Source organism: Psychroserpens mesophilus, assembly GCF_050617655.1.
Lineage (GTDB): Bacteria > Bacteroidota > Bacteroidia > Flavobacteriales > Flavobacteriaceae > Psychroserpens > Psychroserpens mesophilus_A.
In genome coordinates this window covers 115,901-134,231 of sequence record NZ_JBODQC010000006.1, presented here as the reverse complement: position 1 = coordinate 134,231, position 18,331 = coordinate 115,901, and the positions used below count along the sequence as shown (strand labels likewise).

The window sequence follows — 18,331 nt, the reverse complement described above, 5'->3', positions numbered from 1 at the left end:
TCTTTGTAAAAAGTTTTAAACCTAAATTTTGAATAGAAAAAAAGCATTACTCGGAACGATACAATCTTTACCTCAAACTAATATTTATATCAATGTAAACCATTTAGAGAAAGGAAGTTATAAACTAAGTATAGTCTACAATAGTAAAATAATTAAGAGTACTCATTTCACTAAGGAAAAATGAATCATTAACAATATAATGAAGCTATTAATCAGTTGAGAAAAAGGAAGCAACATTATGACGAGGAGAATTAATATGGCTTCCTTTTCTTTTAATAACACAAAAATTATGAATGTATTAAAAACATTAAGCATTGTAAGTCTAATCCTTTTTACATGTAGTTGTAGTAGCGATGATGACTCTTCATCAGAAAACACACCATCAACCTCAGAGTTATTAACTACTGGCAAATGGTACCTAGAGTCTAAAACACCTGGAGGTTTCTCTGATTGTGAAAAAAACAGCTCATTTAAATTTAATACTAACAATACAGTTGATGTCGAAAATTTCGATGATAGCTATGGTCCATGCGAGACTCAAGGCACAGTAAACAGCACATATTCATTGACTGGAAGCACCTTAACTATTGAATTAGGTCCAGATACCGTAACTGCAACTATAAACAGTATATCAGAAACAACTTTAAATGTCACCGACAATGTTGGAGATACTATAGTTTTTGATAAAGTTCAAGGCTAAACCAATTAACTATGAAAACAATATTCAGTATATTCATTTTGTGTTTTTGTGCTTTGGGTTTCTCTCAAGTTGGTATTGGTACCACAAATCCAAATGCGACCTTAGATATACGATCTTCAAATCAAGCTGTACCAGCTAATACTGATGGTATTTTAATCCCAAAAGTTGATGTGTTTCCAACTGGTGTTAATGCAAACCAAGACGCGATGTTGGTGTATTTAACAACAACTGTAGGAACGGATTCACCAGGATTTTATTACTACAATCATGCGACCACAACTTGGTTGTCAGTTGGAAAAGGCGCTGAAAAAGTAGATGATTTATCAGATGGTCGTTCCGATGCTTCAGGTTCTTCACTATTCCTTGGTTTAAATTCTGGGCAGAATGATGATGGTACAGGTAATGAAAATGTTGGAGTAGGTTTTAATTCATTGGGTAATGTGTCTAGTGGAAGTCAAAATGTGTCTATAGGAGTCGGTTCAGGAAGTTCAAATTCTACTGGAAGTAATAATGTATTTCTGGGATATTATGCAGGTTTTGCTGAAGGTGGCAGTAATAGACTATACATTGAAAGTAGTACGTCAACACCACTTATCTATGGAGAATTTGACAATGACTTTCTTCAAATTAATGGGATATTAGATATAAATGGAGCTTATAGTTTTCCAACTTCAGCAGGTTCAGCTGGACAAGTATTATCAAATAATGGTTCAGGTCAACTTATTTGGCAATTGTTTTCTGATGTTGATGATGATAGCATAAATAACCTATCGGATGGAAAAACAAATGTTGGAGAAAACTCCATTTTTTTAGGACAATCTGCAGGTCAAAATGATTCAGGTTCAACGTTATATAATTTGGGAATAGGAGCTTTCGCAATGCAAAATAATACCAATGGCGAACAAAATGTAGCTATCGGAAATAGAACTTTACAAAGCAACGTTGATGGCAATAACAATGTAGCTATTGGAGATAGTTCATTAACAGCAAATACTTCAGGTTCTAATAACACAGCATTAGGTAGAAATACATTACAAGCAAATACTTCAGGTGATTACAACACTGCCTTGGGTTATGCATCCTTATTTAGAAATACTGATGGTACAGGTAATATCGCCATTGGTTCTGGATCATTATATGAAAACCTTTCTGGAATAGATAATATTGCTGTTGGTAATAATGCACTAAGGCTAAATGCAACTGGTACAGAAAATGTTGCTGTCGGCTCAGGATCTCTTTATAATAACAATGGTAATGGTAATGTAGGCGTAGGACATATTTCCTTATTCTCTAATACATCAGGCTCAAATAATTCAGCGCTTGGCATAAATACTTTAGCTTACAATACTACAGGAGACAATAACATAGCCCTTGGTTTTTCTGCATTGTTTAATAATATTGATGGTAACAACAATATTGCTGTAGGAAGTAGTACTTTATATTCTAATACAACTGGATTAAATAATATAGCAATTGGAAATAGTGCATTAAATTTTAATACATCAGGATTAAGTAATGTAGCAATTGGAACTAATGCATTACAAAACAATACTTCTGGTAATAGTAATACAGCTATTGGATCTCAAGCACTTTACAGTAATACTGCAGACTATAACAGTGCAGTAGGAGTTGGAGCGTTATATAGTAATACGACTGGTTCTGAAAATACAGCATTAGGTTTTGCTGCCTTGTCAGATAATACTACAAGTTCTTATAACACTGGAATAGGAAATTATTCTCTTACATCTAATACTGATGGAACGTTTAATACAGCAGTAGGTTCCTGGTCTATGAATAGTACCACAACAGGTTTTGGGAATACGGCATTAGGAGCTTATGCGATGAGTGCAAATCAAACAGGGATTGGAAATGTAGCTTTAGGAAGTGAAGCTTTATTTTCTAATGTTTCAGGTCATTCTAATGTTGCAATTGGAATATCTTCTTTATATAATAGCTTTGGAGGCAATGGTAATGTTGCTATTGGTTTTGAAGCACTTTATGATAATTTAAATAATGGTAATAATGTTGCCATTGGAAGCCAGGCTTTAAGAAATAATTCTGGTGTTAATAATACTGTAGTTGGCTATAATGCTGGAATAAACAGTGGTGTTGGTAGTTTTAATGTATTTATTGGATATGAAGCTGGATCAAATGAAACGGGAAACAATAGGCTTTATATAGCAAACTCTAATGCAGATGCTAACAATGCCTTGGTATATGGTGAGTTTGATAATAATCTTATACGTCTGAATGGAAGAACAGAAATAACTGGTACCACTGATGCATCACCAACTTCAGGTTCTGGAGTTCTTGAGATTGGAGGAACACTGCGTTTAGATGGCGACGAAATTGTTACAAATACAAATTCAAACTTGTTTCTTCAAAATGATAATAATGGAGACGTCATCGTTGATGGAGGCACACTCAGAGTTGATTCAAGCACCAATAGAGTTGGAATTAATATGAACAACCCAGATTATACATTTTCAGTTGCAGGTCAGACAAACTTAAATCAAGGATTGACAGGTGTAGCACTGCGAGTTGATGGCGATGAAGCGCTTTGGTATAATGGCACGTATTTTAGTTGGGGTTTTGGTGGAATAGCAAATTATTTTGCAGATAATGTAGGAATAAGTACAGCGACTCCTGCAACCCGTTTACAAGTTGCTGGAAATTTAGATACTTCACTCACTAATCATGGTTTATTTGTTCTAGGTGACGTAACAGGTGTTAATATTTCTATGGATGCTAATGAAATCATGGCTCGTAATAATGGGGCAGTTTCAAATTTAAATTTGCAAGTAGATGGTGGTAATGTAACCGTTGGAGGTGCTATTGTTCATGCTAGTGATAGACGATTAAAAAAAGATATTGAAGATTTGCCTTATGGCATAGCCGAAATATTAAATATAAAACCAAAACAGTATTATTGGAAAAACAGGTCAGAAACAAATCATAAAAGTTTTGGATTAATTGCTCAAGACGTTCAAAAGATCTTCCCGGAATTGGTTTTGACAAGAGATGATAAAGACCAAACCTTAAGTGTTAATTATACAGAACTGATTCCTATTCTAATTAATGCCATTCAAGAGCAACAAGATGTAATTGATAATTACAAGAAAGAGCTTTCAAAACTAGCTTTAGAAGTTCAAGCTATAAAAAGTGGAATACAAGGTCTTAAAGCTGAAAATAATCAATAAGCAATGAAACAATTATTCGCATTTTTAGGTCTATTTGTTCTTAGTTTTGGATATGGTCAGGCATCAGATCAAGTATTTTTTTCTTCATTTAGACCTCAAGGCTGGGATATTCATTTGTCAAAAGATAATGGAAAAAGCTTCAGTCCCTTTACCATAAACAAGAGTTTAGATTACGATGCTAAAATAAGTCCAAATGGGAATTGGATAGTGTTTACTTCTGAACGTTTAGGGAAGCCTCATTTATTCGTAAAACATATCGATGGAGATACACTTCCAAGATTATTGATCAAAAGTAAATCTATGCAAGATCAAGTCGATTTTTCTCCAGATGGAAAATGGATTGCTCTTGTCTCATCGCATGAAGGTAATGCTGAAATTTATAAACTACCTTTTAAACCTTCTGAAACGCTTGACATAAGTGAAGCTATAAATCTTACAAAAAATGACGCAGGAGACTTTAGACCACGTTTCTCAAATGATGGTAATCACATAGCTTTCTCGAGTGATAGATCGCATGATATAAAGCCTCACAAGTTTTTAGTATTCGCAATGCAACGTACAGGAGATATATTTACCATGTCATCTGATGGAACAAATGTAAAACGCCTGACAAATTCTGAAGGTTGGGATGGCAGTCCAAACTGGAGTTCGGATGATTCTAAAATTGTGTTTTACAGCAATAAATCTGGTGGCAGACCTCATTTATATGAAATTGATACTAATGGAGATAACGAGAAAATGATTACTCCTGGTGATATAGGCGGAGCAATGTCTCCATTGGTTATTAATGATACAAGAATTCTTTTTACTAATGAGAACGATTATAATGGTGTGTTTAGAATTCTTGAGATAAATCCATCTACAAAAGTTATTGATTCATCATTAACAAATGGAATACATATGATGAATGTTGATTATCACAAATCAGGAGTGATGGTTTTTCATGGCGGAAAAAAATTAGAAGAAACAGAAAGTAACAAGGGCGATTTTTATGGTGATATTTTAGTGAAGAATCATCCAGCTAAAGATAGTATAGAAAATAAAGTGTTATCTCTTTTTGGAATTCGTCGTTCGTTTGTGTCTCCTCCAGTTTTAAATAGTTCTAAAGTGGTGTATAGTTATAATCCAGCTAGAGGCTTAGGTGATTTTATTACACCGTTTATGTATCCACTTATTCTTCTGCCAGTTCTTGCATTAATTTGGTTTGTAATGGGAATTTTTAATAGTATAAAAAAACGGAAACAAATTGCGTTTTGGAAGTATATTTTGTTTTCTGTACTATCAGTGTTTTTAATAGTATTCTTGATTAAACAGCTAGATAATTGGGTTGGATTTCAAGTGCTTCCTTTGAATGTAGTCAGACAATATTTAGTTATTGCTTTAATTGTTTTGCTGGTCGCTTTAGTGCTTATGTATTGGCTTTACAAAAAACGAAAATCAAATGATAAGCCAATGGCTTCCTTATATAAAGAATACTGCATAATGCTTTTCGGTGTCGGATTGGGACTTATATATATGGTGTTGTTTACTGGGTCATTTTTAAGTAGTACAACTACTTTCTACATGGTGGATTATAACTCTAATGATGTGCAAAAATTATTTGATTTTAATGCAGATAAAGATTTTAATCCGCAATCGACAAGTGTTATTGATACCAAGTTTACACCAAATGGAACAGCAATACAATTTTCGGTTGGTAGTTTTAGAGGTAGTCCAAAAGCTCAAAGTGCGGTTTATAAATATGACTTATTAGACAAAACAATCGAACGAGTAACACCATTAGATGCTAATTATGGTTTTGCAGATTATTCAGAAGATAATTCTATAATGGTTTATAGAAGTGGTGAAACTGGCAATATGGATATTTATGTGAATGAAAAAGGAAAGATTACTAATCTAACTAATAGTGAGGCTAAGGAAAATTTTCCTACGATTTCAAGAGATGGAAATAAAATTATTTACTGTTCTGATGAAAATGGGAAGGATGTAAAAGGTATTGTGAAAACAATGGATGTTTTTTTAATTGAGCGAAAGCTAGACGACTCCTGGTCTTCTCCAAAGCAAATCACATCCTATTCTGGTCAAGAAGGACATCCTCATTTTTCACCTGATGGACAATGGATTATCTATGCAACAGAAGAATTCGGGATAAATGATGAACAGCCTATTGTTCAGTCGTGTGTTTTTGCGCCTCAGATGTACGGAGAAATTGTTGCTCAACGCATTTCAGATGGTAAAAAAATACGTTTAACGCATAACAAATGGGAGGAAGGTGCACCTCTCTGGATATATTCAGAATAAAAATTTTATTAATAAATAAATTAACCAAAACCGTAATATTATGAAACGATTATTTGTAACATTTGTAGTTTGCATAACCTTATTGTCTTGTGAAACCAGAATTCCTGAAGTTGATACAACAGTTCCGACGTTTTCTTTTGACATACGTGGCGATGGATTTAACAGAGTATTCACGCAAGACGATGATTTTTCCAGAATGCAATTGAATTTAAAAGCTAATACTGAATATCGTTTTATCTATTCTGGAGCAGATCAAGGAGGAGTCGGACTTATCCAATGGCAATTAGGAGGAAGTGATCAAATTGAGTTTGTAAGCCCAGAACTACCATTCGATTCGTGGTCAATCAGAGATATAAGTGTTTCTAACAGAATGATAGAGTGGTTTGGTGAAAGAACAAATCCTAAAACAGGAGCAATTCTATCTGGTCGATTTAGAACAGGAGTTGTTCCTCCTGGTAATTCAGGAAATTCAGGAACATTAAGTTTTTTTGTAAGAGATTTTGGAGGTCAGTCAGGAACATCAAATAGGATAAGAGGTAATCTTAACATTTTAATTCATAATTCTGAAACTGAATTGAGTGAGTTTTAAAAATGAATGTACTCCACAATCTCTAAACCATAACCATTAATGCACAAACGTTTGGTTTGTTCTGTATTAGAAATTAATTTCAGTTTATAGATATTTAAATCGTGTAGAATTTGAATATCAATTCTAGAATTAAGAAACTATTGTCTTCAGAAATGAAAATACACCAGTATCACAACTTAAAACAAAGAGGTTTTCACAATCAAATCATTTTATCGGTCGTAACATTTCTTGCCTGATTAAACGATCCTGGACGGAAGATGAAGTACGAGAAAGAGCAACTAAGATGGTAAAAGCTATCACTTCAGAAGTTTAATCGTACTTATAAAAACATTTTTAGTAATTTTAAGTAGTTTATGAATTCATAATGAATTACTTAAAGTTACTTTTTTTTGGTCTCTTGAGTGGTATTGCTTTTTCTCAAAGTAATAAACAAATCACTTTTAGAGAACTTACTGTTGAGCAAGGCTTGTCACAAAATAGCGTGGTAAGTATTGCTCAAGACAGTCTTGGATTTATGTGGTTTGCTACTCAGGACGGTCTCAATAAATATACTGGAAGAGAATTTAGACACTATGATATTCAATTTGAAGATGTAACTCGACCTAGTTTTAGTAAACTTGGAAAAATTTATGTCGATAAATTAGGAGACATATGGGTCGTTTCAAATTCTGGTCAATTAGAACTTTATCAAAATGAAACAGATCGTTTTCAGATGGTTTCTAATATCAAACAAGTGAGCACACTTATTCAGGATACTGCACAAAATTATTATTTAGGAACGTATCAAAACGGGATTTACAAAATTCATCATGACACCAAAGATACACTTCAACTTTTAAAACCCAAAGATGCCAAACGTACAGTATATGATTTTTTAGAAACAAAAAATAACACGATTCTGGCTGCAACTAATAATGGGATTATTGAAATTAAAGATGGTGATTATGAGTTTGTCGAAATTTCATCAACAATTAATTTTAGTGCTTTAGCAACATCTAAAAATAATACCTTGTTTTTAGGGAGTTATGGTAATGGGTTGTTTGTAAAGCAAAATAACAATCAAAATTTTAAATTATTTACTGGGTTTGCGTCTCAACGTTTACCACACAACTTAATCATTCAGGATTTATTGGTTGATAAACAAAATAGATTGTGGATTGCAACCTATGGACAAGGTGCCTTTTTAGTGGATTTTAATTCGGAAACGATTCAGAACTTTACAGAAAACAAAAAAGATCCTTATGCATTACATTATAATGATGTATTGACATTATATGAAGACAATACTGGAACTATTTGGTTAGGAACTGATGGTACAGGCTTAAGTTATTATGACAGATATTTGGTTAAGTTTAATGTGTTGACCAATGATCAGTTACCACAAAATATTAATGTAGATGTCATAAGAGCAATAGCTATTGATAAAAATAAAACGATATGGCTTGGTACTTCTGGTAAAGGCCTTACCAAAATTAATATTGATAACAATGAATTTTTTACATATACTAAAGCAAATTCAAATCTGTTAGGTGACAGGATCATGAGTCTTTTATATGATGACAATCACTTATGGATTGGCCATCAAACTCATGGACTTCAACTGATAAATACTAAAGGCATTGTAACGTCTTTTGAAGGTACAGAAGAACTCACCATCTGGAAGATTTATAAAGATACTTCAGGTCATATGTGGCTCTGTACAAGAGATGATGGCTTGTTGCTGTTTGATGAAGATTCAGGAATTGTAAAACAATTTAATTCGGAAACTTCAAATTTAACAACTAACAATATCAGAACTATTGAGCAAGGAGATGCCAATACACTTTGGATTGGGACAGAGTCTGATGGCTTATTTCAATTTCATATTAAAGAGGAACAGTTTGTCAAAATTGATACTATAGCTCATAAAATAAAGTCGTTATACTACAATAATAATATGTTATGGGTTGGGACAAATGGTGAAGGTTTGCAATCGTATTCTGTTTACGACCAATCACTTACTGTGTATTCTAAAAAAAATGGTTTGCCTAACGATGTTATTTATGGTGTGCTTTCAGATGAAAACAACAATCTGTGGCTAAGTTCAAATAAAGGAATTACCAAACTCAAAATTGAAAACAATACCATTTCTGATATTGAGAACTATAGTAATTACGATGGTTTGCAGGCATTTGAATTTAATACAGGTGCCTATTATAAAGACAAAAACGGAGTCTTGTATTTTGGTGGCTTGGAAGGATTAAATTGGTTCAACCCAAATCAATTAGAAATAAACCCATCAAAACCTAAAACAGTAATATCTGGTTTTGAAGTGTTTAATAAAGCGCGTAACCTAGACAAAAACCAAACACTTAATTATGATGAAAATACGGTTACATTTTCATTTTCCTCGCTTCACTTTTCACAGCCAGAAAGAAATCAATACAAATACAGGTTGATAAATAATGATGCTGATTGGATTTCGTCAGGAAATACTAATGTGGCACATTATACCAATTTATCACCTAATGATTATGAGTTCCAGGTGATTTCAAGCAACTATGATGGTGTTTGGAATACTCATCCAGCAAGCTATTCTTTTACAATTTTAGAGCCATGGTATTATAATAACCTTGCAAAATTAGTCTACTTGTTAATTGGAATTGTTTTAGCATTTCTATTATATAAATATTTAAAATGGCGTTGGTATGTAAAAAATCAACTACGTCTAGAACATGAAGAAACAGAACGTTTAAAAAAGTTAGATGAATTCAAAACCAAACTATACACTAACATTTCTCATGAATTTAGAACACCTTTAACGCTTATTTCAGGTCCAATAGACAACCAGTTAGCAAAACCTGAACTCAATAAAAAAGATAAAAAAGAATTGTCATTGGTAAAGCAAAATGCAGATAGGTTGCTTAAGTTAGTCAATCAGATGCTTGATTTATCTATGATAGATTCCGAACAAATAAAACTAAAGGTGTCTGAAGGTAATTTATCAGTGCTTTTAAAGCAAATAGTGAGCGCTTTTAAGTATAAAGCAAAACATAAAAATATACAGATAAAAAGCAATATTCAAGATTTAGCACATGCATGGTTTGATAAAGATATTATAGAGAAAGTTATTTCAAATTTATTATCTAATGCTATAAAATATGCACCAAAACAGAGTGTAATTGTTTTCGAAGCAGCTCAGCAAGAAAATATTTTAGTAATATCAGTTATAAACTCAAGCAATCAGGTTGATAAAAAAGATTTGAGTAAACTGTTTCAGAGATTCTATCAGGATAATGAACTGTCTGATGGTGTAGGTGTTGGTTTGGCATTGGTTCGTGATCTCGTTAGTTTATCTAAAGGAAGCATTATTGCTAATAATATTGAAAATGATAAAATTCAATTTACAGTATCGCTTCCTGTTAATAAAGGTGCTTTTGACAATGAAGATATTGTTAATGATATAAGTGAAGCACAAAATGAAACAATTATAAAAAACATAGTGGCTTCTGATAAGGATAAACCTACATTATTAATTGTTGAAGATGAACCAGAAATCAGATCATTTCTTGTTTCTACCTTTATTAATAATTATCAGGTCGTTGAAGCTGAAAATGGTAAAACGGGTTTTGAAAAAGCTCAAAAACATCTTCCAGATTTAATCATAAGTGATATTATGATGCCAGTACAAGATGGTATCGAGTTATGTCATTCAATTAAAACCAACGAGCTAACCAGTCATATTCCAGTGATTCTGCTCACTGCTAAAGTTGGTGAAAAGAATGAAATTGAAGGGATTAAAATAGGAGCAGATGCTTATGTCACCAAACCGTTTAGTAGCGAAAAATTGAAAGTTCAGGTTGAGAAACTTATTGAAAGCAGACTACAGCTTCAAAATCATTTTAGTAGCACCTTTCAGATTAATCCTAAATTGGCAATAACTTCAACAGAAACTGAATTTTTAAAGCGACTTCAATCCGTTTTAGATGAACATATCACTAACTCAGAATTCACAAGTGATCTCTTCTGTAAGCTCATGCAAATGAGTCGCACTCAACTCCACAGAAAATTAAAAGCGATTACCAAAATGACCACAAGTGAGTTTATTCGTTCTCAACGTTTAAATCTAGCAGTAAGTTTACTTGAAAAATCAGATGCTACAATTTCTGAAATTGCATATCAAGTAGGCTTTAATACACCATCATACTTCAATAAGTGTTTTAAAGAAATTTATGGCTGCACACCTAACGAATACGTTTCTAAACATTAGCAATATAAGCTAATACAGTGTCCTGAAACATATCTTTTAGTCTTTGAAACATATCTGCTATTTAAAGGTAGGATTCCAGTTTAATTTTATAACACCTAAAAGAATTAACTAATGGAAGGTCTTACCAATTTCCCCACAAAAGAGGAGAAGATATACTTAAATATTGATCACCTCAAAAAAGGACATTACGTACTAAAAATATTATTAGACAATAAAGAAATTAAGTCAGTGAAAATAGTACGATAGTGTATTAGCAATCACATTTTATCCTTTATGAGGATGAATAACTTATTAGAGTTTGAACTATGTCAAATCCAAAACACATGCCATGAAAATTAAACAAATTTTATTAGTAGTTATGTGTCTGGGCTTTATAACAAATGGCGAAGCACAATTACTCAAAAAACTCAAAAAAAGAGCAGAAAAAGCTGCAGAACGAACCATTTTAAATAAAACAGATGAAAAGGTATCTAAAACGACTGAAAAAACAATAGATGATGCCACAACAAAAAAGGATCATAAAAATAAAAAAGAATCTAATGAGCAAAATTCAGATATAAAATCAGCAAACGTAGCTTTACATAAAAATACGAATGCAAAACAGGAATTTTATAAAGCAGATTTAGAAATTAAGATAATAGAAAACGGTACACTCAACCAAACTCAATATTTTGATGCTGATGAAGTTGCCGTAAAAAGTACACAAGACAATATGTCTAAACCAAGCTACATTGATAGCGAAGGTTATATTTATACGTTCAATGATGGAGCGTACACAAAAACGGCATTGGTGGCTTTACAAAGCCAAGGTTTAATGGTGCCAACGATGATGTTAGAAGCCTACAAATTACCACCAGAACCATTTATGGCACAATATCAAAAACAAACCGATTTAGGAATGACTGCCAATCCTTTTAACGGTATCGTAGAATTTGCATTTATCTATAAGCCAGATGATTTTAGATATGAAGATTATAAAGAGTCAACGCAAATTATTAGAGGAGAAACCTATACAAAGTTTGAACTTTTGAACGAACCAGATTATCAAGGAAATTATGTGTTGTTTGATGTAAAAAACAGGTTGACTAAAGTGTATTCCAATAAACTTGAAAACTTATCATCAACATCTGATATGTACAGTATGAGTATGATTCCACCAGGGAAAAGCCTTTTGGTATATAATTATACTCCAGTAGAAGTGCAACTACCTCAAGCCAGAGAAGTGACAGCTGCTGGTCAAGAGTTGATGGAAGGTGTTATGGGAAATATTGTCAAAGGTGGGAATCAACCAAAAGAAGATATCGATGAGGATGATTATGATACTAGTGAAGAAAAAGGGATGACCAAATCGGTCAAAAAATCTTTAAAAAACCATAAAATAACAGTAAATGATTTACCAGAATCTTATGATTTTGATTGGCAGTTAGAAGCAGAAATGGCTTTAAATACAAGAAAAAAAGAAGTTATGGATATGATTTTTTTGATTAAAGAAGGCGCTATGTATCAGGCCACTCAAATAGCTCAAAAAGAATCAAAAGATATGGGTAATTCTACGATGCTTTTCGATTCAAATTTGAATTCTATGGTCATGTTTATGGAAGCTCAAGGACAAAAATTAATGCAAATACATCCAATTCCTGAAACAACGCAAAATAATTCTGAAATAGATTACAAAATAACAGAACTAGCTTCAAAAACTATACTAGGCTTTAACTGTAAGGGAATTCAATTGGAAGATGATAAATATATATTAAAAGTATATCACGCAACAAATGCACCTGTGACCTTAAGTAATTTTTTAAGTTTTAGTGGTGATAAGAATATGGAATTGCCTGATATTGATCCGAAAATTTTATCTCAGTTTTCTAATGGACTTATTTTGGAAATGGATATGATAGATAAAAAGAAATCTAAGAATAATGTCAATATCGTAGCCAAATCGTTGAAAAACAAAAAAACATCAATAGAAAAAGCAGATTATCAAACCATGGATTTTTTCTCTGGTGCACAAATGCTTAAAAAAAACTAAAACTTGAATCAAAATGAAAACACAATCAATTTTAAAATCGTTCAAAACAATAGCAGTGTGTATTATATTATCAATGTTTATCTCATGCTCAGGTAGTGATGACAGTAATGATGATGTAGATGGGCCTTCAGAAGGGACTTCATATATTCATTATGATGTTAGTGGTAATGCTGTTAATGGAAATCCTAATAATGCTAATCCTGAAGAACCAGCTTTCAAAATTCCACCAGACAACCTAGACAATCCATCTAATGTAATGATACTTGGTGCAATAAGTCCAGGAGGATTAGATGGGATATTAAGCTTAACGTTTGCTACAGGTTTTGGTATCAATGACACTTATATGGATTTTATAATAAACGCACCAGCAGCAGTTGGTTCTCATCCTGTTGGAGAAATACTAACTACCAATACAGGAATCATTTCAGATTTACCAGAATATCATACAATAATGTCTTTTAGCGATGCTTTTTACGATAGCGATAATGATAACGACAATGATCTATTAACCAATTTGTTATCAAAAACCATTAGCGTTCAAATAATAGAACTTGAAACTACTCAGGTAAATGGTGTAACAGTATTAAAATACGTTAAAGGTTCAGTTGTAGGAGGAGCAATTTATAAAGCTTTTACAAGTCCTACAACAGATCCTCAAGAATTGCTTCATACTGTTACTGCAGATTTTGAATACCATTTACCTCAAGATTAAAAAGGAAATAGTTATGAAAGCAAAAACACATATAAAAACATTGACAGCAATTATAATGCTGCTACCAAGCATAATTCTATCTCAAGAAGATTACGAATTATGGGGAATGACTTTTCGAGGAGGAAAATCTGATATGGGAACTATCTTTAAAACTGACGAAAATGCCGAAAACCTTGAGGTTCAATACGACTTTTTTAAAACTGATGGTTATGATATACATAGTGGAGTAATAGAAGCCTCTAATGGGAAATTTTATGGACTGTCACCTTATTCGGGACTTTATCTATATGGTGTTTACTACGACAGTGACAATACGCCAGGCATATTGTATGAGTATGATCCGGTAAGCAATGTATTTGAAACAAAATTTAGGTTTGGCGTTGATGAGTTTGGAGCTGTAAACTCAACAAATGGAAACCGACCAGAAGGTGCGCTTATTGAAATCAACAATAAACTTTACGGAATGACAAGAGAAGGAGGAGCTAATGGTGATGGGGTTATTTTTGAATATGACTATATACAAGATACCTTTACAAAGCTTCATGATTTTAATGATTCAAATGGTAGAGCACCAGAAGGAGAGCTTACATACGCTTCTAATGGAAAACTATATGGAATGACATCTGTTGGAGGCGCTTATGGTGATGGCGTTATTTTTGAATATGATCTCAATACTAACACTTACACAAAAAAGATAGATTTTGATGGCGATGCATTAAATCCGGGAAGGCGACCTTATGAATCTTTATTTGAAGCTAGTAATGGAAAATTGTATGGCTTAACCAGTGAAGGTGGTACATATGATTCTGGTGTATTATTTGAATATGATGTTCTTACCAATACATTGACCAACTTATTTAATTTTGGATCAACTGGAGCTTCTGGAGCTTATCCGCTGGGAACTTTAGTGGAAGGTCCAAACAGTTCTTTAGAGCTATTTGGTACAACTTCCGAAGGAGGTACAGAAGATTATGGTATTCTTTTTAAATACAATATATTAACCAGTACCTTTACCACATTATTAAGTTTTGCAGGTTCGAACAACTTAGGGTATTCTCCAGGTCCTAAACTTACACTGGCATCTAATGACAAATTATATGGAGTTACAGAGTATGGTGGAGCTAGCGGAATAGGATCCTTGTTTGAGTATAACCCTTCTACAGATCAATCTAGTTTGCTATATGATTTTAATATAAATTCTGGTTACTATCCATATGCTGGTCTTTTTGAAGCCTCAGATGGTAAATTATATAGCGTAGCTAACAAGACGCTTTATGGATTAGTAGACTCTTTCAATAGTATGTTTTATAGTTTTGATTTATCTACAAATAGTTATAATCCAATTTTCAAATTTAATAGCTCAACAGATGGCGCAGGACCTGATGGAAGTTTAATATATTCTGAAAACAGACAAAAATTCTATGGCTTGACATTAAGAGGTGGTATAAATGACTCTGGCGCAATTTTCGAATATAGCCCAATAAGTAATATTTATACAAGGCTACATAGTTTTGATGAACCAGATAGTAACCCTGAAATGGGAATTTTACCAAGAGCAAGTTTACTTGAAGCTTCTAATGGCAAGTTGTATGGAACAGCATTTAGAGGAGGAAGTAACGAACTAGGTATGTTGTTTGAGTTTGATTTATCAACAAACACATTTGCTAAGAAACATGATTTTGGTCAGGTGCTAGGAGGAACACCATTAGGAGATTTGGTACAAGCTTCGAACAATAAAATTTATGGAATGACATCTGTTGGAGGTGAAGGTGTTTTTATGGGAACTGAGGTGGCTGTAGGTACTATTTTTGAGTACGATATAACTACTGAAAACTATATTAAAATTCACGATTTTAACTTTGAAGATGGTGCTTTTCCTAATGGTGGTTTAATTGAAGGTCCAAATGGAAAACTCTATGGTATGACATTAAATGGAGGTTTTCAAGACGGAGGTGTTATTTTTGAATATGATTTCACAACGGGCTTTAATAAGTTACACGAATTTGAATATAACGGTATTAATGGATTTAGACCTTACGGAAATTTAATCCAGTTTGATGCTAACACACTTTATGGGATGACTTCTGAAGGTGGAGTACATGATGATGGAGTGATTTTTCAATTTAATATCCAAACAAACACGTTCACTAAGGTTTTCGACTTTAATGGTTCTGTAACTGGATCAATTCCACTCGGCAGTTTAACATTGTTAAATAATAAATTTTACGGTGTGACTTCTGAAGGCGGTACATACAATTACGGAACTGTTTTTGAATTTAATCCGCAAACCTCAATGTTTACAAAAACTTTTGATTTTGACTCTCAAAATGGAAGGTTACCTGTAACAACGTCTTTAGTTGTTTTAGATAGAAACACATTATCTGCAAACAGTTCCGAAGAAAACAAAATAATAGTTTATCCAAATCCAGTTTCTGAAACCTTATATATTTCAACAACGCATTCGCTAAGAAGTGTTGCTTTATATGATTTTTTTGGGAAAAAACTATATGTTTCTGAGCATAATGCTAATCAAATAGATTTTAGTCCGTATCAAGCGGGAATATATGTACTCAAAGTAAAAACTAATCGAGGAGATTTCACTCAAAAAGTAATCGTTAACTAGTCTTAGACAAGGAATATAAATTATGAAAACTAATAACCAATCCATGTTTTTAATGCTACTGATGTTATGTATATTTTTGAATTGTAAAATTGAAAAGAAAACAGAATCTACTAACGAAACAATTATGGAAATAGAAGAGTTGGTAAAAGAATCAAAAAATGTTATTGATGTGGTATCAAGAGCAATGGACTTTCAATTGGTAGATACCATTCCCTCAGGTTGGAATACTTTTAAGTACCAAAATCTATCTAATGAAACCCATTTCTTTTTATTAGATAAATACCCTGAAGGAAAGACCATTGAAAACACGTTGACTGATGTTGCTCCAGTTTTTGCAAATGGAATGGATTTGATTAATAAAGGAAAATCTGAAGAAGGTTTTGCTGAATTCAATAAGCTTCCAGAATGGTATTTTGACATTGTGTTTTCAGGAGGTGTTGGATTAATTGCGCCTAAGCATACTGCAACTACAACAGTAAAATTAGATCCAGGTTACTATATTATGGAATGCTATGTAAAAATGCCTAATGGAATGTTTCATACCTTAATGGGAATGGCAAAGCCTATTATTGTAACTGAAGAAGATAGTGGAAATACTCCTCCTGAAGCTACTGTAAATATTACACTTTCTGGAGAAGATGGAATATCTTATGATAATCCTATTAAAAAAGGAAAACAAATTTTTTCAGTTTTTGTAAAAGATCAAAAACCACATGAAAATTTTATATGGCATGATGTTAATCTAGTAAAACTTGAGAGTTACGCCAACGAAGATGCACTGGAAGCCTGGATGGATTGGTCTGACCCAAAAGGTTTGATTACTCCTGTTCCAAACGGTGTCACATTTTTAGGAGGTGTAAATGATATGCCAGCAGGAAGTACAGGTTATTTCTATGCCGATTTAAAGCCTGGTAAATACGCTTTGATTTCTGAGGTACCCAATACAAAATCTAAAAACATGTTTAAAGTGTTTGAAGTGATTGAGAATTGAGTTGTTCATACAATCATTTCTTGTTTAAAAATCAGTATCGTTTGTAAGTTTCAGATAAAACTTCAAATGATTGGATGGAAAAAGATTTTTCAGTCTTGATTATCTATATAATTTCGACTTTTATTGCGGTTGTGGCATATGTTCTATAGTTTGAAACATATCTTTCGTCAATTGGCTGTAGTTCGAATTAGTTTTACTTCAAATTAAAAATTCAATAGCATAATTTAAGGATGGATAAGAGTCCTCTTAAAAAAGATGGTGGTATATCTCTAAATAGAGGGAGCTATAAACTTAAGATCCTCTAGAACAATAAGATTATAAAACGATAGATTTCGTTAAAAAACAGTAAAGAAGCTATTAATCAGTTGAGAAAGGAAATCAACAAACATATGACGTGGAGTTTTAACGTTGGTTTCCTTTTCTTTTTAAAAACACAAAAACCATGAAAATAGTAAAGAAATTATGTTGTATCTGTTTAATAATTATGGCATACAATTGTAGTAGTGATGATGATAGTAATGGAGGAGAAATGAATCAGCTCACAGTTCAGGAACTCTTAGTTTCAGGAAAATGGTATAATGAATCAAGGACTCCTGGAACAGATTACTCCGATTGTGAAAAGAATGGTTACATAGAATTTAAAGCCGACAGTAGTTTTAATCTGGAATCCTTTGATGATAGCTCTGGATCCTGTGAATCTTTAGGGATAAATATGGCAACCTATACATTATCTAACAATCGAGACATCTTGATTGCTTTTGAATCTGAAGAGATTATTGCTGTTATAAACTCCATTTCGGAAGAGTCATTAACGGTGACTTCTAGTAGTGGAGAAACATTAACTTTTGATAAAACACAAGGCTGATGTATACAAATTGAGAAGTTTAAACGACTTGAGTTCATATAAAATTACTAGAATACAATACCTCTAAAACAA

12 protein-coding genes are annotated in these 18,331 nt (G+C 32.7%); 11 read left to right on the top strand and 1 reads right to left on the bottom strand.

All coding sequences use genetic code 11. The annotated features are described in order from the left end of the window. Window positions 1-28: 28 nt before the first annotated feature. The 5 genes from ACRHNM_RS11815 to ACRHNM_RS11795 all read left to right on the top strand — a co-directional run bounded on the left by ACRHNM_RS11815 (window position 29) and on the right by ACRHNM_RS11795 (window position 6,790). Window positions 29-184 (top strand): hypothetical protein, encoded by a 156-nt coding sequence (locus ACRHNM_RS11815; protein WP_431136818.1) that lies wholly within the window; start codon window positions 29-31, stop codon window positions 182-184. Window positions 185-289: 105 nt separating this feature from the next. Next, the gene (locus tag ACRHNM_RS11810; protein ID WP_431136815.1) at window positions 290-700 is read left to right on the top strand and encodes a lipocalin family protein; all 411 of its coding nucleotides are present in this window, start codon (window positions 290-292) and stop codon (window positions 698-700) included. Window positions 701-711: 11 nt separating this feature from the next. Next, a complete protein-coding gene (locus ACRHNM_RS11805) occupies window positions 712-3,900 on the top strand; it encodes a tail fiber domain-containing protein (RefSeq protein ID WP_431136813.1) in 3,189 nt (1,062 codons plus the stop codon). A gap of 3 nt (window positions 3,901-3,903) precedes the next feature. Further along, window positions 3,904-6,201, top strand: a complete 2,298-nt coding sequence (locus ACRHNM_RS11800) for a TolB family protein (protein WP_431136811.1) — start codon at window positions 3,904-3,906, stop codon at window positions 6,199-6,201. 40 nt (window positions 6,202-6,241) lie between these two features. Then, window positions 6,242-6,790 carry a hypothetical protein gene (locus tag ACRHNM_RS11795; protein WP_431136808.1) on the top strand — a complete coding sequence of 183 codons (549 nt, stop codon included), beginning with the start codon at window positions 6,242-6,244 and terminating at the stop codon, window positions 6,788-6,790. Here ACRHNM_RS11795 and ACRHNM_RS11790 read toward each other — a convergent pair. Next, window positions 6,787-6,900 (bottom strand): hypothetical protein, encoded by a 114-nt coding sequence (locus tag ACRHNM_RS11790; protein ID WP_431136933.1) that lies wholly within the window; start codon window positions 6,898-6,900, stop codon window positions 6,787-6,789. The two genes, ACRHNM_RS11795 and ACRHNM_RS11790, sit on opposite strands and share 4 nt — an antisense overlap. A 254-nt stretch (window positions 6,901-7,154) precedes the next feature. Here ACRHNM_RS11790 and ACRHNM_RS11785 point away from each other — a divergent pair, with 254 nt between their 5' ends. The 6 genes from ACRHNM_RS11785 to ACRHNM_RS11760 all read left to right on the top strand — a co-directional run bounded on the left by ACRHNM_RS11785 (window position 7,155) and on the right by ACRHNM_RS11760 (window position 18,259). Then, window positions 7,155-11,039 (top strand): hybrid sensor histidine kinase/response regulator transcription factor, encoded by a 3,885-nt coding sequence (locus ACRHNM_RS11785; RefSeq protein ID WP_431136806.1) that lies wholly within the window; start codon window positions 7,155-7,157, stop codon window positions 11,037-11,039. A 328-nt stretch (window positions 11,040-11,367) separates the two neighbouring features. Continuing rightward, the gene (locus ACRHNM_RS11780; RefSeq protein WP_431136804.1) at window positions 11,368-13,068 is read left to right on the top strand and encodes a hypothetical protein; all 1,701 of its coding nucleotides are present in this window, start codon (window positions 11,368-11,370) and stop codon (window positions 13,066-13,068) included. A gap of 13 nt (window positions 13,069-13,081) precedes the next feature. Then, window positions 13,082-13,780 carry a hypothetical protein gene (locus ACRHNM_RS11775; protein ID WP_431136802.1) on the top strand — a complete coding sequence of 233 codons (699 nt, stop codon included), beginning with the start codon at window positions 13,082-13,084 and terminating at the stop codon, window positions 13,778-13,780. A 13-nt stretch (window positions 13,781-13,793) separates the two neighbouring features. Then, a complete protein-coding gene (locus tag ACRHNM_RS11770; protein WP_431136801.1) occupies window positions 13,794-16,403 on the top strand; it encodes a choice-of-anchor tandem repeat GloVer-containing protein in 2,610 nt (869 codons plus the stop codon). Between the two features lie 22 nt (window positions 16,404-16,425). Further along, window positions 16,426-17,394: a hypothetical protein gene (locus ACRHNM_RS11765; protein ID WP_431136799.1), complete on the top strand. Its 969-nt coding sequence runs from the start codon at window positions 16,426-16,428 to the stop codon at window positions 17,392-17,394. Window positions 17,395-17,836: 442 nt separating this feature from the next. Further along, window positions 17,837-18,259 (top strand): lipocalin family protein, encoded by a 423-nt coding sequence (locus ACRHNM_RS11760; RefSeq protein WP_431136797.1) that lies wholly within the window; start codon window positions 17,837-17,839, stop codon window positions 18,257-18,259. Window positions 18,260-18,331: the final 72 nt, after the last annotated feature.

Bases quoted from the DNA above. Each gene is read 5' to 3' on its own strand.
- ACRHNM_RS11810 (WP_431136815.1), top strand. From the start codon at position 290: ATGAATGTATTAAAAACATTAAGCATTGTAAGTCTAATCCTTTTTACA.
- ACRHNM_RS11805 (WP_431136813.1), top strand. From the start codon at position 712: ATGAAAACAATATTCAGTATATTCATTTTGTGTTTTTGTGCTTTGGGT.
- ACRHNM_RS11800 (WP_431136811.1), top strand. From the start codon at position 3,904: ATGAAACAATTATTCGCATTTTTAGGTCTATTTGTTCTTAGTTTTGGA.
- ACRHNM_RS11795 (WP_431136808.1), top strand. From the start codon at position 6,242: ATGAAACGATTATTTGTAACATTTGTAGTTTGCATAACCTTATTGTCT.
- ACRHNM_RS11785 (WP_431136806.1), top strand. From the start codon at position 7,155: ATGAATTACTTAAAGTTACTTTTTTTTGGTCTCTTGAGTGGTATTGCT.
- ACRHNM_RS11780 (WP_431136804.1), top strand. From the start codon at position 11,368: ATGAAAATTAAACAAATTTTATTAGTAGTTATGTGTCTGGGCTTTATA.
- ACRHNM_RS11775 (WP_431136802.1), top strand. From the start codon at position 13,082: ATGAAAACACAATCAATTTTAAAATCGTTCAAAACAATAGCAGTGTGT.
- ACRHNM_RS11770 (WP_431136801.1), top strand. From the start codon at position 13,794: ATGAAAGCAAAAACACATATAAAAACATTGACAGCAATTATAATGCTG.
- ACRHNM_RS11765 (WP_431136799.1), top strand. From the start codon at position 16,426: ATGAAAACTAATAACCAATCCATGTTTTTAATGCTACTGATGTTATGT.
- ACRHNM_RS11760 (WP_431136797.1), top strand. From the start codon at position 17,837: ATGAAAATAGTAAAGAAATTATGTTGTATCTGTTTAATAATTATGGCA.